The organism is Cyanobium sp. ULC065, from assembly GCF_977927515.1.
This window is the reverse complement of record NZ_OZ376393.1, coordinates 3,089,535-3,114,706: the sequence shown is the minus strand read 5'-3', so window position 1 is coordinate 3,114,706 and position 25,172 is coordinate 3,089,535. Positions and strand designations below refer to the sequence as shown.

Here is a 25,172-nt window from a genome sequence, read left to right as displayed (position 1 = left end):
CGCTTCCTGCCGGTCTGAGCCGATGCCGACATGCGTGCGCCTTGTGCTCACAGGCGGCAGCCACCACCCCTGGCCCTAAGCCGTTCTTCATCATTCGCACCTGTTTGCCCACACCCACACCCAATCCCAATCCCAGTCCCAGTCCCCCATCCACCTCTCGCTGCTTCCTGCCAAAAAAAAAGCCCCCGCAATCTGCGGGGGCTGCTGATCAATCGATGCTCCTCAACCTGTCTTCGATGAAAACCTGTTGAAGAACGTAGGGGATCAGCCGATCGCCGGAGCGGACAGGGCCACAGGGGTGGCTTCGGCAGACGCCAGGTCGAGCGGGAAGTTGTGCGCATTGCGCTCATGCATCACTTCCATGCCCAGGCCTGCACGGTTCAGCACATCCGCCCAGGTGTTCACCACACGGCCTTGGCCATCGAGGATCGACTGGTTGAAGTTGAAACCGTTCAGGTTGAAGGCCATCGTGCTCACGCCCAGGGCGGTGAACCAGATGCCCACCACCGGCCAGGCGGCCAGGAAGAAGTGCAGGCTGCGGCTGTTGTTGAAGGAGGCGTACTGGAAGATCAGGCGACCGAAGTAGCCGTGAGCAGCCACGATGTTGTAGGTCTCTTCTTCTTGGCCGAACTTGTAGCCGTAGTTCTGGCTCTCGCTTTCGGTCGTCTCACGCACCAGCGAGCTGGTGACGAGCGAACCGTGCATGGCCGAGAACAGGGAGCCGCCGAACACACCAGCCACACCCAGCATGTGGAAGGGGTGCATCAGGATGTTGTGCTCCGCCTGGAACACCAGCATGAAGTTGAAGGTGCCGGAGATGCCGAGGGGCATGCCGTCAGAGAAGGAACCCTGACCGAAGGGATAGATCAGGAACACGGCGGAAGCAGCGGCCACAGGAGCGCTGTAAGCGACGCAGATCCAGGGGCGCATGCCGAGGCGGTAGGAGAGTTCCCACTCGCGGCCCATGTAGCAGAAGATGCCGATCAGGAAGTGGAACACCACCAGCTGGTAAGGACCGCCGTTGTACAGCCACTCATCGAGGCTGGCGGCTTCCCAGATGGGGTAGAAGTGCAGGCCGATGGCGTTGCTGGAAGGAACAACGGCGCCGGAGATGATGTTGTTGCCGTACATCAGCGAACCGGCGACCGGCTCACGGATGCCGTCGATGTCGACAGGGGGTGCAGCGATGAAGGCCACGATGAAGCAGATCGTGGCGGCCAGCAGGGTGGGGATCATCAGCACACCGAACCAGCCCACATAGAGGCGGTTGTTGGTGGAGGTGACCCACTCGCAGAACTGGCTCCATGCAGACGCGCCTTGGCGCTGCTGAAGAGTGGTGGTCATGAGAGCGTTGGGTGTGGCCCCCGAAGGGGTCGGTTAAGTAAGGCGAAAGCGTCGGGGGAACGTCCCCTCCGCAGGCCGGAGCCTTTCGCCTGACGCAATGTAACAGCACATTGCGGGATGTGTGGGGCGCTTAAGGTTTGGCTTCGGTTTTCAGCAGTGGCGGCGCAGGAGCGTTCACGCAGGCGGATGAACAGGCAGCTGCGCCGGCAGGGATGAACATGCAGCTGCACCGGCAGAACAGAAGGCGAAGCCACGCGGCGATCCGCCGCAGCCGCGACCCCGTCGTGCGCTGGAGCCCCAGCGTCACCCTGGTGCCCACCCACGCCTGCTTCAACGCCTGCACCTACTGCAGCTTTCGCCGCCCCCCCGGCACTGCGCCACTGCTCACCACAGCTGAAGCCCGCGAGCAGCTCCTCCGACGGCCTCAGGCCAGCGAAGTGCTGCTGCTCTCCGGAGAAACCGCCCCCGCTTCTCCGCAGCGGGTCGCCTGGTTCGCCTGGCTGCTGGCGCTGAGCAGGGAGGCGCTCGCCATGGGGCGCCTGCCTCACACCAATGCCGGCCCGCTCTCGCTGCGGGAAATGGCCGCCTTGGGGCGGCTGAACCCCTCGCTCGGGCTGATGCTCGAAGGGCTGGGCCCCGCCTACGACCGTCTGCACCGGGCCGCCCCCAGCAAGCGGCTGGAGCGGCGCATCGGCCAGCTCGTGCAGGCCGGCCGGCTGGGCATTCCGTTCACCACCGGTCTGTTGCTGGGCGTGGGCGAAACGTCGGCGGATCGCCGCCGTGCGCTGGAGTTGCTGGCGAGGCTGCAGCGCCGCTGGGGCCATCTCCAGGAAGTGATTCTTCAGCCCTGGCGTCCCGATGGCGCGCAGGCCCGCCCGCTGGATGCGGCGGAGCAGGGGGCGGTGCTCGACACGATCCGGCTGGCGCGCCGGCTGCTGCCGCCCGAGGTGAACCTCCAATTGCCCGCCAACCTGTGGCCGCTCGATGGCCTGGCGGACGCGATCGCTGCCGGCATCAACGACCTGGGCGGCATCGATGTTCACGATGTGATCAATCCCGCCTACCCCCAACCCAGCCCGGCCCAGCTCTCTGCCCGGCTGGCGGCTGCCGGCTGGCAGTTGCGCCCGCGGCTGTGCGTGCAGCCCGCCTGGATCGCCTGGCTGCCGCCTGCCCTGCGCCGCCGGGCCACTGATCTTGAAGTGAGATTGTTAGCGTCCGACTTCGCCTGAACCGGCTGGACGTGCCGCACGCCACCACCATCGAACCTTCACCGGAACCTTCACCGGGCCGGCCTGCCGATCACGCCGAGGGCCCCAATGGCGAGCGGGTGCTGCTGATCCGCTTGCCCTGCAATCCGATCTTTCCCGTCGGTCCGGTGTATCTGGCCGATCATCTGCACAAACGCTTCCCGCAGCTGCCCCAGCGCCTGCTTGATCTGGCGGCCCTGCCGGTGCTGGATGTGGAGCGGGTGCTGCTGGCCACGATCGACGCCTTCCGTCCCACCCTGCTGGTGTTCTCCTGGCGCGATATTCAGATTTATGCGCCGGTGGATGGCCGGGGCGGCAACCCCCTGCAGAACTCCTTCGAGGTGTTCTATGCGCGTGACCCGCTGAAACGCCTGCGCGGTGCCATCGGGGGGCTGCGTCTGATGGGGGCGTTCTATGGAGAGCTGTGGCGCAATCTGCGCCTGGTGCGCAAGGGCCTGGCCCGCTCCCGTCGCTATCACTCCAGCGCCCGCGTCGTGCTTGGCGGTGGTGCGGTGAGCGTGTTCTACGAGCAGCTGGGCCGTCGCCTGCCCAAGGGCACGGTGGTGTCGGTGGGCGAAGGCGAGCCACTGCTGGAGAAGCTGATTGAAGGAGTCTCACTGGATGGTGAACGCTGTTTTGTGGTGGGCGAAGAGCCCCGGCCTGGCCTGATTCACGAGCAGCCCGCCGGTCTGATCAAAACAGCCTGCGATTACAACTACATCGCTTCGATCTGGCCCCAGCTCGATTGGTATCTGGATGCGGGTGATTTCTATGTGGGCGTGCAGACCAAGCGAGGCTGTCCGCATAACTGCTGCTACTGCGTGTACACGGTGGTGGAAGGAAAGCAGGTGCGGGTGAACCCGGTGGCTGAGGTGGTGGCAGAGATGCGTGAGCTCTACGACCGCGGCGTGCGCGGCTTCTGGTTCACCGATGCCCAGTTCATTCCTGCACGCCGTTATATCGAGGATGCCAAGGAGCTGCTGCGGGCGATTCAGGCGGAGGGGCTCAGCGATATCCGCTGGGCGGCCTATATCCGCGCCGACAACCTGGACGCTGAACTGGCTGAGTTGATGGTGGCTACGGGCATGAGTTACTTCGAGATCGGCATCACCTCCGGCAGCCAGGAGCTGGTGCGCAAGATGCGCATGGGCTACAACCTTCGCACCGTGCTGGAGAATTGCCGCCTGCTGGTGCGCGCCGGCTTCCGCGAAACGGTGTCCGTAAATTACTCCTTCAACGTGATTGATGAACGGCCGGAAACGATCCGCCAGACCGTGGCCTATCACCGGGAGCTGGAGCGGATCTTCGGCGTGCAGCAGGTGGAGCCGGCGATCTTCTTCATCGGCCTGCAGCCCCACACGCACCTGGAGCAGTATGCCTTTGATCAGAACATTCTGCAGCCCGGTTACAACCCGATGAGCATGATGCCCTGGACGGCCAGGAAACTGCTCTGGAATCCCGAGCCACTCGGCAGCACCTTCGGCCGGATCTGTCTGGAAGCCTTCGAGACGAACCCCGCTGATTTCGGCCGCACCGTGATGGATCTGCTCCAGCGCGATTACGGCACGGCCCCGTTGGAGGAGTCGCTGCATGCGCCGGTGGAAGGGCGCCGGGCCCTTGCTACGGCTGTCGGGTGATGATTTCTGGAGCGTTCAGCGGGATGGCTGCAGACGGCCGGACTCTCGACTCTCGTTCACTGCATGGTCTTCAGGCTCCAAGTCGTCCATGACTTTGTTCCGCATTCTGGCCCATTCTGCTGCGCAGGTTTTATACCTGGGTGCTACGTCAGCGCGCCGAAAGGGCTTGTTGAATCTGCTGGGGAATGGGTTCGCACTCGCTGGGTCTTCCTGGTTGAGGAAGATCCAGCTGGCTGCCCCATCCCTTTCGGCAGCCGGCCGCTTGAGAAGGCCTGCAAAATCTTCCTTAGTGTGAGGCTCTATGTCGCGGCGCGCCGTTGATTCGGTTTGCGAACCGCCACAGTTTCAGTGTCACTTGAACGTCTAGTCCCCTACTTTCCTGATGCGTTCTCCATTCAATGCCCCGCTACGCTTTCGTCGAGCAGTATTCCGAGGAGGATTGCGGCGCTGCCTGTGTCGCGACCGTGGCTCGCCAGTACGGCAGGAATCTTTCTCTCGCGCGTGTGCGTGAGCTGGTCGGCACCGGCTCCCTCGGTTCCACTCTGTTGGGGCTGCGCCGAGGGGCCGACGCCATCGGCTTTCAGGCCCGAGCGGTGCGTGTCGAGTCCGACTTGCTTCGGCATCTTGACACCGTTCCCCTGCCAGCGATCTGCCACTGGAAGGGCAATCACTGGGTGGTCCTCCACGTTAAGCGCAGGCAGAGCTACCTGATCGCCGATCCGGCTGTTGGGCTGCGCTGGTTGTCCGAGCGGGAGTTTCTGGAGGGCTGGAGCAACGGCGTGATGCTGCTGCTCGAGCCCGATCTCCATCGTCTGAACCAACAGGAGGAGGCTCAACGGGCCCCCTTCCTGCGGTTCCTGAGGTTGGTGCTGCCCTATCGGGGCCTGCTAGCGCAGGCCCTGGCCATTAATGCGGTGATCGGTCTACTCGCTCTCGCGATGCCGCTGCTGATGCAGTTCCTCACCGACGACGTGCTGGTGAGGCGGGATAGCCAGTTGCTCACCAGCCTTGGGCTGGGAATGTTGTTGCTGTTCGTCTTCCGCAACCTGATCTCTCTGCTGCAGGGCCATCTCGTGGGCCATTTCGCCCAGCGCCTGCAACTCGGGATGCTGCTCGAGTACGGCCATCAGCTGCTGAGGTTGCCGATGACCTATTTCGACAGCCACCGCAGCGGCGAAGTTGTGAGCCGAATCAGCGATGTCAATCGCATCAATGGTCTGATCGGCGATGTGGTGCTGGGCCTCCCCAGCCAGCTCTTCGTCGCCCTGGTGTCGCTCGCGGTGATGTTGGCCTACAGCCCTGCCCTCACGGTCGTTGCCTTGCTCGCATTCCTGCTGGTGGTGAGTGCCAATCTGCTGTTCCTGCCTGCGCTGCGTCAGAAGACCCGCCGTCTCATCGTGCAGTCCGCCGAGAATCAGGGGTTCCTGGTCGAGGCTTTCCGCGGGGCCCAGGTTCTCAAAACCACCGAAGCCACCCCGCAGGTCTGGGATGAATACCAGAGCAATTTCGGAACCCTGTCTCATCTGCGCTGGAAGACGCTGCAGCTGAAGTTGTTTGGCTCCAGCACCACCGAGCTTCTCTCCAACGTCACCACTCTGGCGCTGCTCTGGTATGGAAGCACTTTTGTCATCGCCGGCCGGCTGAGCATTGGCCAGCTGCTGGCCTTCAACGGCATGGGGTTCAACGTCCTGGAGTTCCTGGATTCGCTGGTGGCCTTCGCCGGCGACTTCATCACTGCTCAGGTGGTGTTCCATCGCCTCTCGGAGGTGCTCGATGGCACGGTGGAGGATCCCAAGGCCGCAACGAAGCCCTGGGTGGCGCTTCCACTGGGTTGTGAGATCCGCTGCAAGGATCTCGGCTTTCACCATGCCGGGCGCATGGAGCTGCTCAAGGATTTCGATATCACGATCCCGGGCGGCTTCATGACGGCATTGATCGGCGAGTCAGGTTGCGGCAAAAGCACCCTGGTGAAGCTGATGGCGGGTCTTTATCCGCCCCAGAGCGGCACGATTCACTACGGACCCTACGGGCTCAAGGACATCTCGCTCGAGTGCCTCCGGCAGCAGGTGGCGCTCATCCCACAGGATCCGCAGTTCTTCAACCGAACCATCCTGGAGAACTTTCGCTTCACCTATCCCGATGCCGGCTTCGATCAGGTGGTGGCTGCCTGTGATCTGGCCCTGGCCGATGAGTTCATCCGCGAGCTCCCCGATGGCTATCAGACAGTGCTGGGTGAGTTCGGTGCCAACCTCTCCGGCGGCCAGCGGCAGCGTCTGGCGATCGCCCGGGCGCTGGTGGCCAGGCCGCCGGTGCTGATCCTGGATGAATCCACAGCAGCTCTGGATCCCGGCTTGGAACGCCGTCTGCTGGATCGGCTTCTGCCGCTTCGGCAGGGTCTCACCACCGTGATGGTTAGCCACCGACCCAGCGTGATCCTCCGCTGCGACTGGATCGTGTACCTGGAGCGCGGCAAGGTGAAGTTTCAGGGACGGCCCCAGGACCTGCGCGATGTGGAACCACTCACCCCCTATCTCCTGCCCGCATGAGCGATCCATCTCCCGTTGATCCGCCCTCGGCTCAGTCCATGCTGACGGTGTCGGCGGAGGCCCGAAAGCCTGAGAGACTCGCAGCGCGGCAGGTCGATGCCGGTCTGGTGCTCCGGCCCAGCACCAGCGAGGAGTTTCTACCTTCGGTGCGGCCGTGGGTGAGGCTTCTCGGTCTGGTGATGCTGGGAAGCTTCGTCAGCGCGGTCGGCCTGATGGCGGTCTGGCCCTACCGGGTGGTGGTGCGTGGAAGCGGCCAGATTCGCCCCACTGGAGAAACCAGTGTCATCCATGCCCCTTTGAGCGGCCGGGTGCGCAGCGTCGACGCCCGAGCCAATCAGACCGTGCGTCGGGGCCAGGTGATTGCGGTGCTGGATCCCGCCGACCTGGAGGGAAGGCGGGAGCAACTGGCCTCCAGCCGCAGCGCCCTCGAACGGGAACTGGAGGCCCTGCGCAGCCAGAACAGGGCGGCGGTGCAGGGTGCTGAGCTGCAGGTGGAGAAGGCCCAGGCCGCCCTCCAGTTGGCCCAGGCGGAGTTCAACCGCTTCCAGCTGCTGAGGAACAGCGGAGCGATCGCACCGCTCCAGCTCGATGAGAAGGCCGCCAACCTGGAGGTGGCCAGCTCCGACCTGGCCAAGGCCCGACGCGCCGTCGAGGAGGTGCGCTTTCGCGACAATGCCCAGCTCTCCAGGCTCGCCCAGGAGTTCGCCGCCAACAGCGGGGAACGCGCCCAGGTCAGCCGGGATCTGGGCATCACCCTGGTGCGTGCGCCTGTGGATGGAGTGCTCTTCTCCATGCAGCTGTTCAACCCCCAGCAGGTGGTCCAGCAGGGCCAGGAGCTGGCTCGCATCGCCCCCAGCGGCAGGGGGCTGGTGGCGAAGATGACCGTGGCCTCCGAAGATATCGACAACGTGAAGCCAGGTCAGCGGGCGGATCTTCGCCTTGCTGGTTGTCCTTTCCCCGATTTCGGCACCCTGCGGGGAACGGTGCGGTCTGTTTCTCCGGACGTGATCAGGCCGGCGGCTGCGCAGGCACCGCCTCAATCCCCAGCGCCACCAGCAGCAGGGACCTCGTCGGGATACGAAGTCACCGTCGTGCCGCACACCACGGTGATGCGATCCGGCTCAAGGCGCTGTGACGTGCGTCTGGGAATGAACTTCACCGCGGACATCACCACGAGAATGGAAACGGTGCTGCGCTTCGTTTTGCGCAAGGGGAGGTTCGTGCTGCCCATCTGACGATCGATCTTGCTACAAATTCCGAATCTCCAGGCTTTGATGATGTTCAGCTGAGCTTGAAACTCCGCTCCTTGTCAGACCCCGGCGCTCTGTGCATCGGACAGCAGGGAGAAAATCACTGAGGATGGAGGTGGGGAGTGAGAGTAAACCTGATACAAAAGAACGGAATCGCGATGAATCGATCGGGCGGCTGCTTCAACGGAGTGGCAATGTCCTGCTGGAAAGCCATCAAGGCTACAGAAGCTTTCTGACGACCATTCTCCATTTCTGCAGCAGTCGTCAGTCATGGTTCAAATGTTCACAGGGGCGCTCAAGGACATGTCTTTGAGAATGATTGCTGGATGACTGACCATCCTTGCGCTGCGGTTCGCTTGGTTGGAGGTATTGATTCATCCTGGAAATAAGCGATCGGTTGTGATCCTGGAACGGTATCCACCACTCCATCAACCCGGTGCGCGTCTCTCTGTAAGGGAGCCCCAGGCCAGCAGTGCCCCCAGCCCCAGCCAGCCGATCAGGCCTCCGATTGGATTGGGCACCTCCCCCCCGGGTCCCACCAGCCAGGCCGGCGCCTCAGGCGCCAGTTGCAGCAGCCCGGTCTGGAGCACGAACCAGCCGCCCACCAGGCCGCCATGCAGGCCGATCGCTCCCCAAAGCACGCCCCCGTCACTGCGTCGCTGCAGGGCCAGAGCCAGCCCCAGCAGGATCAGCCCGCCCAGCAGTCCGATGGCTCCCGGGTTGCCGGCCCGGTACCAGGGATGCACGAGGGCGAACAGCGCAGCCTGCAGCAGCAGGGCGCGGCGGCCGCTCAGCTGCAGGGACAGCTCACCCCAGAGCCAGCCGCGGAACAGCAATTCCTCGGCGAAGCCCACCCCCAGCAGCAGGGCCAGGGCGTTGAGCAGCTCGCCGGCCTTCAGATCCAGCTGCCACGCAGCCTGTCCGCTGGCCAACAGCACAGCGGCTACCAGTGCCAGCAGCAGGACGGCCTTGGCCAGTCCGCCCAAGAACGCCCGCACCGCCATCAGCGGTGTCGCCACCACTCCAAGCCGCCGCCAGGGATGGGTGGCTCCCCAGCTGCGGCGCAGGCGCCAGGGCAGGCTGAACAGCAGGAGCAACAGGGCCACCACCAGCCCGGCCAGGTCGATCTGATCAGGCCGCAGGCCCGGCGCAAGCCATTGCAGTGGCCGCGCCGCCAGCCAGCCCACGCCGTAGAGCGCAGGAACGTACAGCAGGGTGCCGAGGCCATGGGGCCGGCGGCTCTGCTGTTCCGGTGTGGTCAGCGGCGCGGGAGCCAGGGGCTCCACTACGCCTCCGGTTCGATCGTGCTGGTGAGACCCTTGCCCTTGAGGGTTTCGCTGTAGAACTCCGCCGGCTCCAGATCGCAGACGATCACCAGCCCCACGCCGGTGTTGTGGGCTTCCAGCATCACGGCGATGGCGTCCTGCTCGCTCAGGGAGGGCACCACCTGCCGCAGGGTGGACACCACGTACTCCATCGAGTTGACAGGGTCGTTGTGCAGCAGCACCCGGTAGCGCGGCGAGGGCTTGCGCACCCGCTGCACCTCCTTGTCGATCACCGCCGCACCCCCGGGTGATCGGCCGGGGGTTTCAACCGCCTGGGGAAGGGTCATCGCCAAAGGAGGAACAACGGCAAGGGGACGGGGTGACGAGCGGCGCGCAGCCAGAAACGTGAGGTTCGAATTTAGGCAACTCCGGCGGAAGCAGGCACCAGGGAGGCGCGAGCGATGCGGGCCATCGCCTCCTCCACGTTGGCGCGGCTGTTGAAGGCTGAAAGGCGGAAGTAGCCCTCGCCTGCGGCGCCGAAACCGCTGCCCGGGGTGCCCACCACGTTGGCCTCCTCCAGCAGACGGTCGAAGAAGGCCCACGAATCGAGGCCGGCGGGGGTCTTGATCCACACGTAGGGGGCCTGCTCGCCGCCGTACACCTGCAGACCGGCAGCCGCCAGCTCGCGGCGGATGATCGCCGCGTTCTCCATGTAGAAGGCCACCAGAGCCTTCACTTCGGCTTGCCCTGCGGCGGAGTACACCGCTTCGGCGCCCCGCTGCACGATGTAGCTGACGCCGTTGAACTTGGTGCTCTGCCGCCGGTTCCACAGCCCCCAGAGCTCCACCGCTTCTCCTGCGGGGGTGGTGCCCATCAAGCCGCGGGGCACCACGGTGAGCGCACAGCGCGTGCCGGTGAAGCCGGCGTTCTTGGAGAAGGAGCGGAACTCGATGGCGCAGTCGCGGGCCCCCTCGATCTCATAGATGGAGTGGGGCAGCTCGGGGTCCTGGATGAAGGCCTCGTAGGCAGCATCGAACAGGATCAGGGCGCCGGTGGCGCGGGCATGGTCGACCCACTGCTGCAGCTGGGCCCTGGTGGCCACAGCGCCGGTGGGGTTGTTGGGGAAGCAGAGGTAGATCAGGTCCACCGGCTGCTCGGGCAGCGGGGCGATGAAGCCGTTGTCGGCCGTGATCGGCAGGTAGGTGAGGCCGCCGTACCGGCCGCTGGCGTCAGCCTCACCGGTGCGGCCCGCCATCACATTGCTGTCCACATACACCGGATAGACGGGGTCGGTGACGGCGATGCGGTTGTCGGGGCCGAGGATGTCGAGGATGTTGCTGCTGTCGCACTTGGAGCCATCGGAGATGAAGATCTCCTCGGCATCGATCGCGCAGCCGCGGGCCTGGAAATCGTGGCGGGCGATCGCTTCGCGCAGCCACAGGTAGCCCTGCTCCGGGCCGTAGCCATGGAAGCCTTCCGCCGTGCCCATGGCGTCGATGGCGGCCTTCATCGCTTCGCGGCAGGCTGCAGGCAACGGTTCGGTCACATCGCCGATGCCGAGCCGGATCAGGCGGGCGTCGGGATGGGCCGCTGCGAAGGCCTTCACGCGCCTGGCAATCTCCGGAAAGAGATACCCGGCCTTGAGTTTGAGGTAGTTGCCGTTGACCTGAACCACTGCTGCCGCCGCCAATGTCGCTGGCAGGCATCCTGCTACGGCGCCGCACGCGCTGGGAGCAGCACGAGTGCAACGCCGCAGGTCACCGCTGTGACAGGCCCCTGCTGTAGTTGCCCCGTTTGCTTGCCCAGCCCTGCACCGCACGCACCAGCAGCTAGCTGCTGGTGCTCCTTGACAGCTGCCTACGATCAGCCTGCGGCCTGCTGAGCGTTCAGCCATGACCATGGCGACTTCGTGTGGTTCCGCTGCTGCCGCGACGCCCACCGCCATCGCCGCGACCCCTCCGCTGCCTCACGGGCGCGTCGCTTTCGACCAGCTGGTGGACAGCACCATCGCCCGCCCCGCCCGTTACCTGGGCAACGAACGGGGCGTGCTGCCACGCGACTGGGACAGCGCCGGTGCCCGCTGGTGTCTCACCTATCCCGATCTCTACGAGGTGGGCGCCAGCAACCTCGGCCACATCATTCTCTATTCGATTCTCAATGCGATCCCAGGCCAGCTCTGCGATCGCGCCTACCTGCCGGCGCCCGACCTGGCCGAGCGCCTGCGCCAGCAGGGCCAACCCCTGTTCGCTGTCGAAAGCCGCCGCGCCCTGGCCGTCTTCGACATCCTCGGCTTCAGCCTCAGCTACGAGCTGGGCGCCACCAACATCCTCGAGATGCTGGATCTGGCGGGATTGCCACTGCGGGCCGCCGACCGGGGCGACCTGCCGCTCAACGACCCGGCAGCCCCACCCCTGATCTTCGCCGGCGGCCCCACCGCCACCAGCAATCCCGAACCGTTCGCCGCCTTCTTCGATTTCTTCGCCCTCGGCGACGGCGAGGAACTGCTGGCGGAGATTGGCCTGGTGGTGGCCGAGGCCAAGGCCGACGGGCTGAGCCGCTCAGCGCTGCTGGCTGATCTGGCCCATGTGCCCGGCGTCTACGTGCCGGCGCTCTATGCCCCGGGCCCCGATGGTGTCACCCTTCAGCCGCTGCGGCCGGAGCTGCCGGCGCGCGTGTTGCGGCGGGTGGCCACCCCCATGCCCCACTACGGCATGGGCCTCGTTCCCCACATCGAAACCGTCCACGACCGGCTCACGATCGAGATCCGCCGCGGTTGCACCCGGGGCTGCCGGTTCTGTCAGCCCGGCATGCTCACCCGTCCGGCCCGCGATGTGGAACCCGAGGCCGTGATCGAAGCGGTGGAGGAGGGCATGGCCCGCACCGGCTACAGCGATTTCTCCCTGCTGTCGCTCAGCTGCTCCGATTACCTCGCCCTGGCGGCAGTGGGCGTGGAGCTGCGCAACCGCCTCTCCGAGCACAACGTCAGCCTCACGCTGCCCAGCCAGCGGGTGGACCGCTTCGACCAGAACATTGCTCACATCCTGGGCGGCACCCGCAAGGCGGGCCTCACCTTCGCCCCGGAAGCCGGCACCCAACGCCTGCGCGACATCGTCAATAAGGGGCTGACCGACGCGGAGCTGCTGCGCGGCATCCGCACCGCCATGGAGAACGGCTACCGCAAGGTGAAGCTCTATTTCATGATCGGCCTGCCCGGTGAAACCGACGCCGATGTGATCGGCATCGCCGACACCTGCCGCGCTTTGCAGCAGCAGTGCCGCGATCTGGGGCGGCTGGAGCTGAACCTCACGATCAGCAACTTCACGCCCAAGCCCCACACACCCTTCCAGTGGCACAGCGTGTCCACGGCGGAGTTCCGGCGGCGCCAGGAGCTGCTGCGCCGGGAGCTGCGCACGCTCAAGGGCATCAAGTGCAATGTCACCGATCCGCGCCTGTCGGCGATGGAGGATTTCATCGGCCGGGGCGACCGGCGCCTGGCACCGGTGCTGGAGGCGGCCTGGCGGGCCGGAGCCGGCATGGATGCCTGGTTCGAAACGATCGACCGCACCCACGCCGCCTGGACCGGGGCGATTGAGGCCGAGGGACTGGGCGGCCGCTACCGGGCGCTGGAGCTGGGGGACTGGACGGCCACCGGTGCCTTGAGCGGCGCTGATCTGGAGGCCTTCTGCGCCCAGCCACTGCCGTGGGATCACGTGGATTCCGGTGTCGACAAGCGCTGGCTGGCCGAAGACCTGCAACGGGCCCTTGCTGCAGTGGTGGTGCCGGACTGCTCCTTTGAGGGTTGCAGCAGTTGCGGCGTCTGTGGGCCGGAGTTCGGCCACAACGTGGTGGTGGCGCCTCCACCGATCCCTGCGGCGCAGCCGCCGCGCAGCCCCGCCAGCGAACGGATCCAAAGGCTGCGCTTCGGCTTCAGCAAGCGGGGCTCGCTGGCACTGCTGAGCCATCTCGATCTGGCCCGCCTGCTGGAGCGGGCCCTGCGCCGCAGCCAGCTGCCGGTGAGTTTCAGCGGCGGTTTTCATCCCCTGCCCCGGCTGCAGTTCGCCCTGGCGCTGCCGCTGGGTGTGGAGGCGGAAGGTGAATGGCTCGATCTGGAGTTCGCTCAGGTCTGTCCACCGCAGGAGGTGCTCGCGCGGCTGCAGGCCCAGCTTCCACACGGTTTCTCCCTGCACTCGGTGCAGGAGGTGCCCCTGGCGGGCCCGGCCCTCTCCCAGCAACTGGCGGAGGCCCACTGGAGCCTGCAATTGCTCCCGGAGGTCGCCGCCGGCGCAGAGCCCGTGATGGCTCCGTCCACCGACGACTGGCACCGGGCGATCGAGCATCTGCTGCAGTCCGCCACCCTCCCCTGGCGGGACAGCGACAAGAAGGGCCGCCCCCGCGAGCGGGACTGCCGCCCCTGCCTGATCGCCCTGGAGCTGCTGCCAGCGCCGCAGGGCGCTGACAGCAGCTCCCGCGTCATCACGGCCGCAGCTCAAGCCGCCGCCCCAGCCAGCGCCGAAGCTGCGGCCGCCGGCGCCGCTACCGGGGAGGGCACAGCTGCTGCCTCAGTGACACTCCGCCTGCAGGCCCGCATCGATGCCCAGGGCCGCAGCATCCGCCCCGATCAGGTGCGCCAGTGGCTGGTGGAGGCGCTCGGCCAGCCCCTGCTTCTGGGCCGCTGCCGGCGTGAACGTCTGATCCTGGCGCCGCCGGCCTGAGGGCCAAGGCCTGTAGCGGCAGGTCGCCCTCAACAGCAGCCAGCCACGCTGGCTACCCCCTCCTGCGAGCCACAACAGCGATGCACTCCTGCGAACCAAGGTGAACGGCTCGGGGTCGAGATCCAGCGGCAGAAGGGCCTGGGGTTGGCGCGTGCTAATTTCACCTCAGACGGCAGATCCGTCTGTGGCTTTCGATCCACAGCCGCATCGTCTATGGCCCCCGCTCCTGCGGCGTGTTCGCCGTAGTCACACCCAGCAGCAACCGGTCCGTTCCCGTTCCGGCAGCTCGGGCGTCAACGGAGGCTGAACCTCCAGAGCTTGCTCCTCAAAGGCTTTTTCTTCCGTCTCATTCTGCTGATGCAGCAGACGGTCGGCTTCTCAGCACGATCGGCTCATCGCTTCATTGCTTCAGGGGGTAATCCCCATCCCATGGCAGGGCTTCTCCGAGCCACCCTCTTTCCTCCATGCCCCAGCAGATCGTCATTGCGGAGCAACTGCGCATCGCCGCGGTGCTCAACGACGAACGCGTCGATCAACTGATCGTTGCCCAGGGTCGCTACCAGATCGGCGACGTCTACGTCGGGCGCGTCGAGAATGTGCTCCCCGGCATTGATGCTGCGTTTGTCAACATCGGAGAGAGCGAGAAAAATGGCTTCATTCATGTCACCGACCTCGGCCCACTGAGGCTCAGGAAGGGTGCTGCCGGCATCACTGAACTGCTGGAGCCACGCCAGAAGGTGCTGGTTCAGGTGATGAAGGAGCCCACCGGCACCAAGGGGCCGCGTCTCACGGGCAATCTCACGTTGCCTGGCCGCTACTTGGTGCTTCAGCCCCATGGCCAGGGGGTCAACATCTCCCGGCGGATCAGTGCCGAGAGCGAGCGCAACCGTCTGCGGGCCCTGGGTGTGCTGATCAAGCCGCCCGGCGCCGGCCTGCTGGTGCGCACCGAAGCCGAAGGCATCAGCGAGGAGCTGCTGATCGATGATCTCGAAGCTTTGCTGCGTCAGTGGGAGGGCATCCAGGAAGCGGCGGAAACGGCCACCCCGCCGGCGCTGCTCAACCGTGACGAAGACTTCGTCCATCGGGTGCTGCGCGACCTCTACAGCCCCGAGGTGCAGCGCGTGGTGGTTGACACCCAAGCGGCCGTCGGCCGCGTGAACGCCTTCCTCGGTGCCGATCAGGCCAATCTGCTGGTGGAGCACCATGTCGAAAGCACCGACATCCTTGAGCACCACAAGATCAACGCCGCCATCCGCGATGCCCTCAAGCCGCGCGTCGATCTGCCTTCCGGCGGGTCGGTGATCATCGAGCCCACCGAGGCGCTCACTGTCATCGATGTGAACTCCGGTTCCTTCACGCGTTCCGCCAATGCACGGGAAACCGTCCTCTGGACCAACTGCGAAGCGGCGGCTGAAATCGCGCGTCAGCTGAAGCTGCGCAACATCGGCGGTGTGGTGATCATCGACTTCATCGACATGGAGTCGCGCCGCGACCAGCTGATGCTGCTCGAGCATTTCACTTCGGCCGTGCGCGACGACGCCGCCCGACCTCAGATCGCCCAGCTCACCGAGCTTGGTCTGGTGGAACTCACCCGCAAACGCCAGGGCCAGAACATCTACGAGCTGTTCGGACGCGCCTGCCCCAGCTGCGGTGGCCTCGGCCACGTGGCTGTTCTCCCCGGCAAGGACACCCTCCAGCCACTCGCCACGGTCACCGGCCTGGTGCGCTCCGCTGCCTCCGCCCGCGCCGAGGCGCCCAGCCCCTCCGCGCCCGAGCCCAGTGGCCGCCGCCGTGGTGGACGCGGTGGTCGTGGTAGCCGCAGCGGCAATGAGCTGATCGAAGTCACCCCCGTACTCGTCTCCATCGACGACGAGCCGGCCGCTCCCCGGGTGGTGGAAGCACCGCTGAGTGCTTCTGAAGGCGTCAGCCGCCGCCACGACCCCGAGCTGGTTGCTGTCCCCATGGACGACGACCAGGAATTCGTCTACGGCTGGATGGGCCTCAACCCCGCCCTGCTGCTGGAGTCGCCCCCTGCCGGCGACAACGTGGTCGTCCGGGTCGTGCGCCCCGGCGAATCAGAGGAGGCGGTGCTCGACGCCGCTCGTCAGCAGCTGTCAGGCTCAGGCTCCCGGCGGCGTCGCCGTGGCGGCCGTGGCGGTGGCGATGGCGCCGCTGCCCCTCGCACCGCCGCGGACTACCCCAGCGATGCTCCCGCCCCCGTCGTTGTTTCCACGGCAGAGACCGGCACCGACCGTTGGAGTTCCACCCGCGATCCCGGTGATGCCGTGATGGTGGAAATCACCCCGCTGCCGATCGACACCGACCGTTCTCCCGCAGTCCACACCACCGTGATTGAAACCACGGTGCTGCAGGTGCCGATCACCCGCACCGTCGGCCGTGCCACGCCCGCCGCCGTGAGCATCACCGACCACCCGGCTGCCGCTGTGGCCGCTCAGAGCGTGCCTGATCCCGCCCCCGAAACCCCTGCCGACGACCCGGCCGGTGAGCCCCGCCGCCGCCGCCGCCGTTCTTCGGCGGCGGTCTGAGCCCAGCGCCGGCCCGCTCTCCACGGCCCGTGGGCGCCCACCCTGGGAAAGGAGAGGCAGCAGAGCCGCAGCTTCCGGCCGATCCCTATGCCCAGCATGATCCCGGTGTCTGTGCAGGGATTGATGAGGTTGGGCGGGGCAGCCTGTTCGGGCCGGTGTTCGCCGCCGCCGTGGTGTTGCCGGCATCCGCGCTGCCGCCTCTGGCAGCCGCCGGACTGACCGACAGCAAGGCCCTGCGGCCGTTGCAGCGCCGCCGGCTCCTGCCCTTGATTGTGGAGGCGGCGGCGCAGTTCGCGCTCGGCCAGGCCTCGGCTGAGGAGATCGACCGTCACGGCATCCGCTGCGCCACCGAACTGGCCATGCTGCGAGCGCTGCAGCGGCTGGCAGCGCCGCCCCGCCTCGTGATTGTCGATGGGGTGCTGCCTCTGCGCCTGTGGAGCGGGCCACAGATCACCCTGGTGCGAGGGGATCGCCATTGCCTGTCGATCGCCGCGGCCAGCGTGGTGGCCAAGCAGGCCCGCGATGGCCTGATCCAGCGGTTGGCCGGCCGCTTCCCTGGCTATGGCCTGGAGCGGCACGCCGGCTATGGCACGGCGTTGCATCGCCAGGCCCTGCGCAGGCTCGGGCCCACGCCGCTGCACCGGGCCTGCTTTCTGGGCAAGGTGCTGGCCGGCACCGACTGGCCGCCGCTCCGTTGAGCGCCCAGGTTCCTGTGAGCAGCTCTGCCGCCTCTGGGAAAAACACGGCCGCCGGGAGCGGCTTCAGCGGGTTTCGCACCACTGGCTGAAATCACTCAGCAGGTTCTGGCCCACCCGCTTGCGCATGCCCAGCAGGATGCCGCTGAGCAGGGAGCGGCCGGTGGCCTCCAGCACGCGCGGCGGGATCAGCCCCAGCACGGTGGGGCGGCTCACGCGCACGCCCAGCAGGGCTTCGCCTTCCAGGCCGCCGTCGTTCACCGCCAGCCACGATTGGAGTGTGAACTCAAAGTCGTCCACGGCTTCGAGCCCCACGAGGCGGCAATCGAGGGCTTCCAGCTCCAGCCTCCCCGGCTCCCGTTGGGCCTGCAACTGCACAACCGGCTGCACCTGCAGTTGAAACACCTTGAATCCGCTCACTTCGTACTGGTAGTGGCCAGGACTGAGCGGCGTGAGCTGGCGCGGTTCCAGCAAGGCCCGGATCACCCGCTGTTCGTCATCGAGGTAATCGGCCAGCTGCTCGGCCTGCCCGTGAACCGGCAAGGTGAGCTGCTGGCTGGCGCTGAAGGCCAGAGACATCGCCTGGGGAGGCCGGCGGGGGATGATCCTATCCACCGGTCTGCGCTCCCTTTCCCCCATGCGTCTCGCCTTCCTCGGACCCGCCGGCACCTACGGAGAACAGGCGGCGCGCCAGTTCGCTGCCCTGGAAGGCTTCCAGGATCCGGAATTCGTCCCGCAGGGCAGCATTCGTGCTGTGGTCAAGGCCCTCGCCGATGGTGGCTGCAGTGCTGCCGTGGTTCCGGTGGAGAATTCGGTGGAGGGAGGCGTCACCGCCTGCCTTGATGTGCTCTGGGAGCATTCCGAGCTGCAGATCCGCCGGGCCTTGGTGCTGCCGATCCGCCATGCCCTGCTGGGCAGCGGACCGATCGATCGGGTGAGCGAGGTGCTCTCCCACCCCCAGGCCCTGGCCCAGTGCAGCCAGTGGCTGGCGGAACACCTGCCCGATGCCCTGCAGCTGCCCACCAGCTCCACCGCCGAAGCCGCCCGGCTGGTGGCAGGCAGCCGCTTCCGCGCGGCGATCGCCTCGCGTCAGGCGGCAGAGGAGCACGGGCTCGAGGTGCTGGCCTATCCGGTCAATGACGTGATCGGCAACTGCACCCGCTTCCTGCTGTTGCAGAAAGAGGGGGGTCCAGCCGAAGGCAGCACCCACTGCAGCCTGGCGTTTTCCTTGCATGCCAACAGCCCGGGTGCGCTGCTGGAGGCGCTCAGTTGCTTCGCGCATCGCGAGCTGAACATGAGCCGAATCGAGTCGCGGCCGTCCAAACGTGAGATGGGCGAGTATCTGTTCTTCGTGGATCTTGAGCGGCCTGCGGCCGGTGAGGCACTCCAGCAGGCGATCGAGGAGCTCAGGGGGCTGTGCCAGCACCTGGCTCTGTTCGGGGCCTATCCGCTCACGAATCTCGCGGAGGAGGAGCGCTCGCCTGCTGATTAGCCAGGGCGGCCGCCGCGGGCGTGGTGTCCGGCCCGCGGCGGCAGCGGAAGACACCGAACGCCATCAGGCCATGGCGAAAGGCCCAGTCCATCAGCAACAGGGTGGGGGTTTCGCGTATGCCCTGCAGCACGGCGGCCGGACCGAGACCCAGCACGGCGCCCTGCCGGCGAACCCCTTCCAGGATCGAATCGATCCAGGAGGGCAGGGTTGCGCGGGTCCAGTCGTCGGTGTCGGTGTGAGCGCCGCCGGCATGGACGCTCAGCTCCAGGTTGCGGCGAAATGAGGGGATGCTCGCGAATTCCGGGTGGGCCCACTGATCCAGGAGCTGACGCATCACCCAGCGCTCCACTGCGCTGAGCGCTCCTGCGGAGGGATCGCGGCGGTTCCAGTCGGCCACCGCCAGCAGCCCACCGGGAGCCAGCACGCGCAGCAGTTCATCGGCGTAGCGCTGCTTGTCGGGCATGTGCGGCCCTGCCTCCACACTCCACACCGCAGCAAAGGCCCCATCCGGGAGGTCGAGATCAAGGGCATCCATCACGGCAAACCGGCAGCTGAGGCCCGCTGGGGTGAGCTGACGGGCCCGCTCCACCTGCGCCGGGCTGATGCTGATGCCCAGCACTTCAAAGCCGTAGTCACGGGCAAGGATCCTGGCGCTGCCACCGATGCCGCAGCCCACATCCAGCAGCCTGGAGCCAGGGGGCAGCTGATCAAGCCCACTCCAGCGCACCAACTCGTGGACGAAGGCCACCTTGGCGGCACGGAAGTCGGCCCGATGCGGTGGGGTTCCGTAGTGACCGAGGTGCACATGATCGCCCCACAGCCGCTCGAGCAGCCGGTCTTCCGTCCAGCGGTCGTAGGCCTCCGCCACGGTGGCAGTGCTCTCGAAGCTGCGGTTGCGGCGCTGCCACACCACGAAGGCGCCCGCCAGCACGACCACAGAAGCCACAGCCGCCAGCGCGGGGAGGGGAAGGCCGGCCATCAGGAGGGATCCCTGGGGGGCTCCCCCAGATCCTTGAAGGTGTCCTTGAGGACCGTGCGGGCCGCAAGCTGGCGGCGGGTCTGGTCGAGCAGGGCGAATTCCTGCCGCAGCCGCTCGCCGGTGTCGGTGAGCTCCAGCAGGCTCTGCTGGTGATCGGCCACGGGGCCGCCCAGATGGGAACCGATCCAGAACGAGAGCTCCCGGGGCAGGTCAGGCAGATCGTTGGGCAGGCTGCTCGGCCGCCCCACGAGCTTGCCCGTGAGGTCGACCACATCCCGCAGGGCCTGGGTCACGTTGCCGGCCAACGCGCTGAGAGTTTCCGGGCTCTCGTCGGTTTCGTCTTCGATCCAGCTCACCATGCCCACCCGGAACGGGGCCTCCCGCACCACTTCGAGCACACGGAAACGCTGCTGCCCCATGGTCACGATGTTGCTGCGATCGTCTTCCTGGGTCTGGCACTGGAGGATTTCCGCGCAGCAGCCCACAGAAGCCATCTTCTTTTCCTGTGGGTCCCAGCGGATCACCCCGAAGCGGCGATCCGTCTGCAGGACCGTTTGCAGGAGCATGCGGTAGCGAGGCTCGAAGATATGCAGCGGCAGCACTTCCTGCGGAAACAGCACCACATCTGGCAGGGGGAATAGGGGGAGCTCCCTCACGGCCAGATCAGTCACGGATGGGTGGGTGGAGAAAGGGCTGGAAAAACGGGTGGATGGGAGAAGAAGACCCGAAAGGCCGGTGCACGTTTGCTTTGCCAGAGAGAGGCAGGGAGAAGTGTCTTGCGTCGATGTTCGAAGAAAACAAAACGGCAAGGGCTGGCGCTGGCTGCGCCGGCCTTGGCAGCTCCTGAAGCGCCGGGCAGCCTGACGGTGGGATTCTAGAAAAAACAAAGCCCGCCGGGGAAGCGGGCGGGGGCGTCAGTGGGGCGCTGGCAGCAGCAAGGAGAAGCGAATTCTGGGGCAGCCTGGGCCAACCCATTCACGAACAGCCAGGCGTGTGCAGGGGCGGGGCCGATGCGGCTCAGAGCTTGACTTCGATATCGACGCCACTCGGGAGATCAAGCTTCATCAACGCGTCGATCGTTTTCGAAGAAGGGCTGTAGATGTCGATGATGCGGCGGTGGGTGCGGGTTTCGAAGTGCTCACGGGAGTCTTTGTCCACGTGGGGTGAGCGCAGCACGCAGTAGATCTTGCGCTTGGTGGGCAGGGGGATGGGGCCGATGGCCGTGGCGGCAGTGTGATCGGCGGTTTCGATGATTTTTTCGCAGGAAAGATCCAGCATGCGGCGGTCGAACGCCTTGAGACGGATGCGGATCTTCTGCTGAGCGATGGCGGTGGACATGGGGAAATGCGGGTGAGGCATCCGCCAGCAAGAACGCTGCCGGTGCAGAAAACGATGAATCAGGCTTGAAGCCTGAATTGCCGAGGTGCGAGTGGCCTGAAAGCCGGAAGGGGCAAGCAGAGGGGGGAGAAGCCTGAGCGCAGGCACGCCCCCCAAGGCCAAGACCCTAGATCAGGATCATTCCACGATCTTGGACACCACGCCCGCACCAATGGTGCGGCCGCCTTCGCGGATGGCGAAGCGCATGCCCTGCTCAATCGCCACCGGGCAGATCAGCTCGGCGGACATCTTGATGCGGTCACCGGGCATCACCATCTCCACGTTGGTGCCGTCGTCGGCGGTGAAGGCCGTGATCTGGCCGGTCACGTCGGTGGTGCGGATGTAGAACTGCGGGCGATAGCCGGCGAAGAAGGGGGTGTGACGGCCGCCTTCTTCCTTCTTCAGGACGTAGACCTCACCTTCGAACTTAGTGTGGGGCTTGATCGAGTTGGGCTTGACCAGCACCATCCCGCGTTCGATGTCTTCCTTCTGAATGCCGCGCAGCAGCAGACCGACGTTGTCGCCCGCCATGCCTTCGTCGAGCAGCTTGCGGAACATCTCGACCCCGGTGACGGTGGTTTCGCGGGTGTCCTTGATGCCGACGATCTGAACGGTTTCGCCCACTTTCACCTTGCCGCGCTCGATCCGGCCAGTGGCCACGGTGCCACGACCGGTGATCGAGAACACGTCTTCGACAGCCATCAGGAAGGGCTTGTCGATTTCGCGCTCGGGTTCGGGGATGGATTCATCCACCGCGTCCATGAGGTCAAGGATCTTGTCGACCCATTCGTTGTCACCCCGGTTGCCTTTGCCGCCCCCTTGGATGAACTCGAGAGCCTTCAGAGCGGAGCCGGCCACGATGGGGATGTCGTCACCCGGGAAGTCGTAGCTGCTGAGCAGCTCACGCATTTCCAGTTCGACGAGCTCGAGGATTTCCTCGTCGTCGACCATGTCCTTCTTGTTCAGGAACACCACCAGGGCGGGCACGCCCACCTGCTTGGCCAGCAGGATGTGCTCCTTGGTCTGGGCCATGGGGCCATCGGTGGCGGCCACGACCAGGATGGCGCCGTCCATCTGGGCGGCACCCGTGATCATGTTCTTGACGTAGTCCGCGTGACCCGGGCAGTCGACGTGGGCGTAGTGACGGCCTTCTGTCTCGTACTCGACGTGGGCGGTATTGATGGTGATGCCCCGTTCCTTCTCCTCAGGAGCACCGTCGATGTCGTCATAGGCCTGAGCTTTCGCTTGGCCAAGGGATGCCAGCACGTTGGTGATGGCGGCGGTGAGGGTGGTTTTGCCGTGGTCAACGTGGCCGATGGTGCCGATGTTGACGTGAGGTTTGTTCCTCTGAAACTTCTCGCGAGCCATTGAAGGAAAGAATCGGGGGTGTTGGTTGGGGGTGAGAGATCAGGAATTGCCCTGATTCTTGGAGATGATGGCCTCAGCCACATTGCGAGGAACTTCCTCGTAATGGCTGAACTCCATCGAGAAAATACCCCGACCCTGGGTCATGGATCGGAGCTGGGTGGCGTAGCCGAACATCTCGGCCAAGGGCACCTTGGTTTGGACTTTGGATTGTCCGTTGTCGATGGACTGGCCTTCGACCTGCCCGCGACGTGAGGAGAGGTCGCCGATCACCGAACCGAGGTAGTCCTCGGGGATTTCGACTTCCACCTTCATCATCGGCTCAAGGAGTACAGGATTGCACTTCTTGACGCCGTCCTTGAAGGCCATCGAACCAGCGATCTTGAAAGCCATCTCCGAAGAGTCGACATCGTGGTAGGACCCGTCCACCATGGTGACCTTCACATCGATCATCGGGAAACCGGCAATCACGCCGGACTGGCAGGTTTCCTTCATGCCGTTTTCGGCAGGACCGATGTATTCCTTCGGCACGATGCCGCCGACGATCTTGTTGACGAACTCAAAGCCGGAACCGGGCTCACCCGGCTCCATTTCGATCACCACATGGCCGTATTGGCCTTTACCGCCGGTCTGGCGGGCGAACTTGCCTTCACCTTTGGCCTTGCCGCGGATCGTTTCGCGGTAAGACACCTGCGGAGCGCCGATGTTGGCTTCCACCTTGAACTCCCGCAGCATGCGATCCACCAGGATTTCCAAGTGAAGCTCGCCCATGCCGGCGATCACGGTCTGGCCCGTTTCAGGGTCGGTGGAAACGCGGAAGGTGGGATCTTCCTCAGAGAGGGACTGCAGTGCTTTGGAGAGTTTCTCCATGTCGCCCTTGGTCTTGGGCTCCACCGCCACCGAGATCACCGGTTCTGGGATGAACAGGGATTCCAGAATGATGGGCGCACTCTCCACGCAGAGCGTGTCGCCGGTGGTGGTGTCCTTGAGGCCGAGAACGGCCCCGAGATCACCAGCGCGCAGTTCGTCAACTTCTTCGCGATCGTCTGCTTTGAGCAGGATCAGGCGGGAGATCCGCTCCTTCTTGTCTTTGGTGCTGTTCATCACATAGCTGCCCTTCTGCAGCACCCCCGAGTACATCCTCACGAAGGTGAGTTTGCCGTAGGGGTCGGCCATCACCTTGAAGGCCAGTGCGCTGAAGGGAGCATTGTCGTCGCATGGACGGTTGGACTCGGTGCCGTCGGGCAGCAGGCCGGTGATCGGCGGAACGTCCACCGGTGCGGGCAGGTAGTCGACGACTGCGTCGAGCACCAGTTGCACCCCTTTGTTCTTGAAGGCGGATCCGCAGAGCATCGGCACCAGGCCGTGCTTCACCACGCCGACGCGAATGCCCTTGACCAGCTGCTCGTCGGTGAGTTCGCCGTTTTCAAGGTAACTGTCGAGGAGCTCCTCATCGGTTTCGGCCACCGATTCCATGAGCTTGCCGCGCCAGAGTGCGGCTTCTTCCTTCATGTCGTCGGGGATGTCTCCCTCGAGGATGTCGGTGCCGAGATCGTTCGTGTAGATGATCGCCTTCTGGCGCACCAGGTCGATGATGCCCTTGAGGTCTCCTTCTGCTCCGATCGGCAGCTGGATCGGTGCCGCGTTGGCCTTCAGGCGGTCCTTGATCTGGTCGTAGACCTTCAGGAAGTTGGCACCCGTGCGGTCCATCTTGTTGACGAACACGATGCGGGGCACGTTGTAGCGATCGGCCTGCCGCCACACGGTTTCGGACTGGGGCTGGACGCCACCCACGGCGCAGAACACAGCCACCACCCCATCGAGAACCCGCATCGACCGCTCCACTTCAATCGTGAAGTCGACGTGGCCGGGGGTATCGATGATGTTGATGCGGTTGTCCTTCCAGCTGGTGGAAATGGCCGCCGCAGTGATGGTGATGCCGCGCTCCCGCTCCTGCTCCATCCAGTCGGTGACGGCGGCGCCATCGTGCACCTCGCCCATCTTGTGGACGACACCTGAGTAGAAGAGAATCCGCTCGGTGGTGGTGGTTTTGCCCGCGTCGATGTGGGCGGCAATCCCGATATTTCTGACGCGTTCCAGGGGGTAGGCGCGGGCCACGAGCTGAGGTCTCCGAAGGGTGATCGACAAAAATGCGGAGTAAGTGTAAGGGTTAGCTCTGGTGTGCCGGGATTCCGCGATCCAGGCAGAGCCGGTGAACTCAGTAGCGGTAGTGGGCGAAGGCTTTGTTCGCTTCTGCCATCTTGTGGGTTTCCTCGCGCTTGCGCACCGCGCTGCCGGCTTCGTTGGCCGCGTCCATGAGTTCACCTGCCAGCTTCTGGGCCATGCTGCGGCCGTTGCGGGCGCGCGAGAAGTTGACCAGCCAGCGGAGAGCCATGGCGGTGCCCCGCTCCTGCCGCACTTCCATCGGCACCTGGTAGGTGGCGCCCCCAACGCGGCGGGCGCGCACTTCAACCAGGGGGGTGGCATTGCGCACGGCGGTTTCGAACACTTCCAGCGCGTCGGCGCCGGTGCGTTCGCTGATCAGCCCGAAGGCATCAGAAAGAATCCGCTGTGCGGTGGACTTTTTGCCGTGCTTCATCAGCCGGGCCACAACCATGGTTGCCAGCCTGCTGTTGAACTGGGGGTCGGGGAGAACCGGGCGCTTCTCGGCAGCGTTGCGGCGTGACATAAACCTGAGGAGAGGGAAGCGGGAAAGG

General features: G+C 65.4%; 19 protein-coding genes. 8 read left to right on the top strand and 11 right to left on the bottom strand.

What is annotated here, in order from left to right:
• Positions 1–264 precede the first annotated feature (264 nt).
• Entirely contained in the window at positions 265–1,344 is a 1,080-nt protein-coding gene (gene psbA, locus ACXMDP_RS15580) for a photosystem II q(b) protein (RefSeq protein ID WP_457766938.1), read from the bottom strand.
• Positions 1,345–1,562: 218 nt separating this feature from the next.
• Here psbA and cofG point away from each other — a divergent pair, with 218 nt between their 5' ends.
• The 4 genes from cofG (at position 1,563) to ACXMDP_RS15560 (ending at position 8,009) form a co-directional block, all read left to right on the top strand.
• Positions 1,563–2,573 carry a 7,8-didemethyl-8-hydroxy-5-deazariboflavin synthase subunit CofG gene (cofG, locus tag ACXMDP_RS15575; protein ID WP_399233384.1) on the top strand — a complete coding sequence of 337 codons (1,011 nt, stop codon included), beginning with the start codon at positions 1,563–1,565 and terminating at the stop codon, positions 2,571–2,573.
• 98 nt (positions 2,574–2,671) lie between these two features.
• Positions 2,672–4,228 carry a photosystem II high light acclimation radical SAM protein gene (locus ACXMDP_RS15570; protein WP_259730094.1) on the top strand — a complete coding sequence of 519 codons (1,557 nt, stop codon included), beginning with the start codon at positions 2,672–2,674 and terminating at the stop codon, positions 4,226–4,228.
• 398 nt (positions 4,229–4,626) lie between these two features.
• Positions 4,627–6,774 carry a peptidase domain-containing ABC transporter gene (locus ACXMDP_RS15565; RefSeq protein WP_259730085.1) on the top strand — a complete coding sequence of 716 codons (2,148 nt, stop codon included), beginning with the start codon at positions 4,627–4,629 and terminating at the stop codon, positions 6,772–6,774.
• Positions 6,771–8,009 carry an HlyD family secretion protein gene (locus ACXMDP_RS15560; RefSeq protein WP_457766979.1) on the top strand — a complete coding sequence of 413 codons (1,239 nt, stop codon included), beginning with the start codon at positions 6,771–6,773 and terminating at the stop codon, positions 8,007–8,009. Before ACXMDP_RS15565 ends, ACXMDP_RS15560 begins: the two co-directional genes overlap by 4 nt.
• 443 nt (positions 8,010–8,452) lie before the next feature.
• Here ACXMDP_RS15560 and ACXMDP_RS15555 read toward each other — a convergent pair whose 3' ends face one another.
• The 3 genes from ACXMDP_RS15555 to ACXMDP_RS15545 all read right to left on the bottom strand — a co-directional run bounded on the left by ACXMDP_RS15555 (position 8,453) and on the right by ACXMDP_RS15545 (position 10,964).
• A complete protein-coding gene (locus tag ACXMDP_RS15555; protein ID WP_311134141.1) occupies positions 8,453–9,310 on the bottom strand; it encodes a CPBP family glutamic-type intramembrane protease in 858 nt (285 codons plus the stop codon).
• Positions 9,310–9,636: an ATP-dependent Clp protease adapter ClpS gene (gene clpS / locus ACXMDP_RS15550; RefSeq protein ID WP_255101333.1), complete on the bottom strand. Its 327-nt coding sequence runs from the start codon at positions 9,634–9,636 to the stop codon at positions 9,310–9,312. The genes ACXMDP_RS15555 and clpS overlap by 1 nt, the downstream gene beginning before the upstream one ends.
• Positions 9,637–9,707: 71 nt before the next feature.
• A complete protein-coding gene (locus ACXMDP_RS15545) occupies positions 9,708–10,964 on the bottom strand; it encodes an LL-diaminopimelate aminotransferase (RefSeq protein ID WP_259730096.1) in 1,257 nt (418 codons plus the stop codon).
• A 217-nt stretch (positions 10,965–11,181) separates the two neighbouring features.
• Between ACXMDP_RS15545 and ACXMDP_RS15540 the strand changes: the two genes are divergently transcribed.
• The 3 genes from ACXMDP_RS15540 to ACXMDP_RS15530 all read left to right on the top strand — a co-directional run bounded on the left by ACXMDP_RS15540 (position 11,182) and on the right by ACXMDP_RS15530 (position 17,245).
• The gene (locus tag ACXMDP_RS15540; RefSeq protein WP_259730087.1) at positions 11,182–14,001 is read left to right on the top strand and encodes a TIGR03960 family B12-binding radical SAM protein; all 2,820 of its coding nucleotides are present in this window, start codon (positions 11,182–11,184) and stop codon (positions 13,999–14,001) included.
• 464 nt (positions 14,002–14,465) lie between these two features.
• On the top strand, positions 14,466–16,547 hold the full coding sequence (locus ACXMDP_RS15535) for an Rne/Rng family ribonuclease (protein ID WP_259730088.1): 2,082 nt from the start codon (positions 14,466–14,468) through the stop codon (positions 16,545–16,547).
• Between the two features lie 119 nt (positions 16,548–16,666).
• Positions 16,667–17,245, top strand: a complete 579-nt coding sequence (locus ACXMDP_RS15530; protein WP_457767238.1) for a ribonuclease HII — start codon at positions 16,667–16,669, stop codon at positions 17,243–17,245.
• 63 nt (positions 17,246–17,308) lie between these two features.
• Here the strand turns inward: ACXMDP_RS15530 and ACXMDP_RS15525 are convergent, their stop codons facing one another.
• Positions 17,309–17,821 carry a DUF1997 domain-containing protein gene (locus ACXMDP_RS15525; RefSeq protein WP_094514383.1) on the bottom strand — a complete coding sequence of 171 codons (513 nt, stop codon included), beginning with the start codon at positions 17,819–17,821 and terminating at the stop codon, positions 17,309–17,311.
• Between the two features lie 58 nt (positions 17,822–17,879).
• On the opposite strand from ACXMDP_RS15525, the gene pheA reads away from it, so the two are divergent.
• Positions 17,880–18,734, top strand: coding sequence for a prephenate dehydratase (pheA, locus tag ACXMDP_RS15520; protein ID WP_259730090.1), 855 nt, complete (start codon positions 17,880–17,882; stop codon positions 18,732–18,734).
• On the opposite strand, the gene ACXMDP_RS15515 is transcribed toward pheA, so the two are convergent.
• From ACXMDP_RS15515 to rpsG, 6 genes are all read right to left on the bottom strand, one after another.
• Positions 18,694–19,713 carry a methyltransferase domain-containing protein gene (locus tag ACXMDP_RS15515; protein ID WP_259730091.1) on the bottom strand — a complete coding sequence of 340 codons (1,020 nt, stop codon included), beginning with the start codon at positions 19,711–19,713 and terminating at the stop codon, positions 18,694–18,696. The two genes, pheA and ACXMDP_RS15515, sit on opposite strands and share 41 nt — an antisense overlap.
• Positions 19,713–20,384: an LON peptidase substrate-binding domain-containing protein gene (locus tag ACXMDP_RS15510; RefSeq protein ID WP_259730092.1), complete on the bottom strand. Its 672-nt coding sequence runs from the start codon at positions 20,382–20,384 to the stop codon at positions 19,713–19,715. Before ACXMDP_RS15510 ends, ACXMDP_RS15515 begins: the two co-directional genes overlap by 1 nt.
• A gap of 346 nt (positions 20,385–20,730) precedes the next feature.
• Positions 20,731–21,051: a 30S ribosomal protein S10 gene (gene rpsJ / locus ACXMDP_RS15505; RefSeq protein ID WP_094514372.1), complete on the bottom strand. Its 321-nt coding sequence runs from the start codon at positions 21,049–21,051 to the stop codon at positions 20,731–20,733.
• 177 nt (positions 21,052–21,228) lie between these two features.
• On the bottom strand, positions 21,229–22,458 hold the full coding sequence (gene tuf, locus ACXMDP_RS15500) for an elongation factor Tu (RefSeq protein ID WP_094514369.1): 1,230 nt from the start codon (positions 22,456–22,458) through the stop codon (positions 21,229–21,231).
• Positions 22,459–22,497: 39 nt separating this feature from the next.
• Complete coding sequence (fusA, locus tag ACXMDP_RS15495) at positions 22,498–24,573, bottom strand: elongation factor G (protein WP_259730097.1); 2,076 nt, start codon at positions 24,571–24,573, stop codon at positions 22,498–22,500.
• A gap of 100 nt (positions 24,574–24,673) precedes the next feature.
• Complete coding sequence (gene rpsG / locus ACXMDP_RS15490; protein WP_094514363.1) at positions 24,674–25,144, bottom strand: 30S ribosomal protein S7; 471 nt, start codon at positions 25,142–25,144, stop codon at positions 24,674–24,676.
• Between the last annotated feature and the right edge of the window lie 28 nt (positions 25,145–25,172).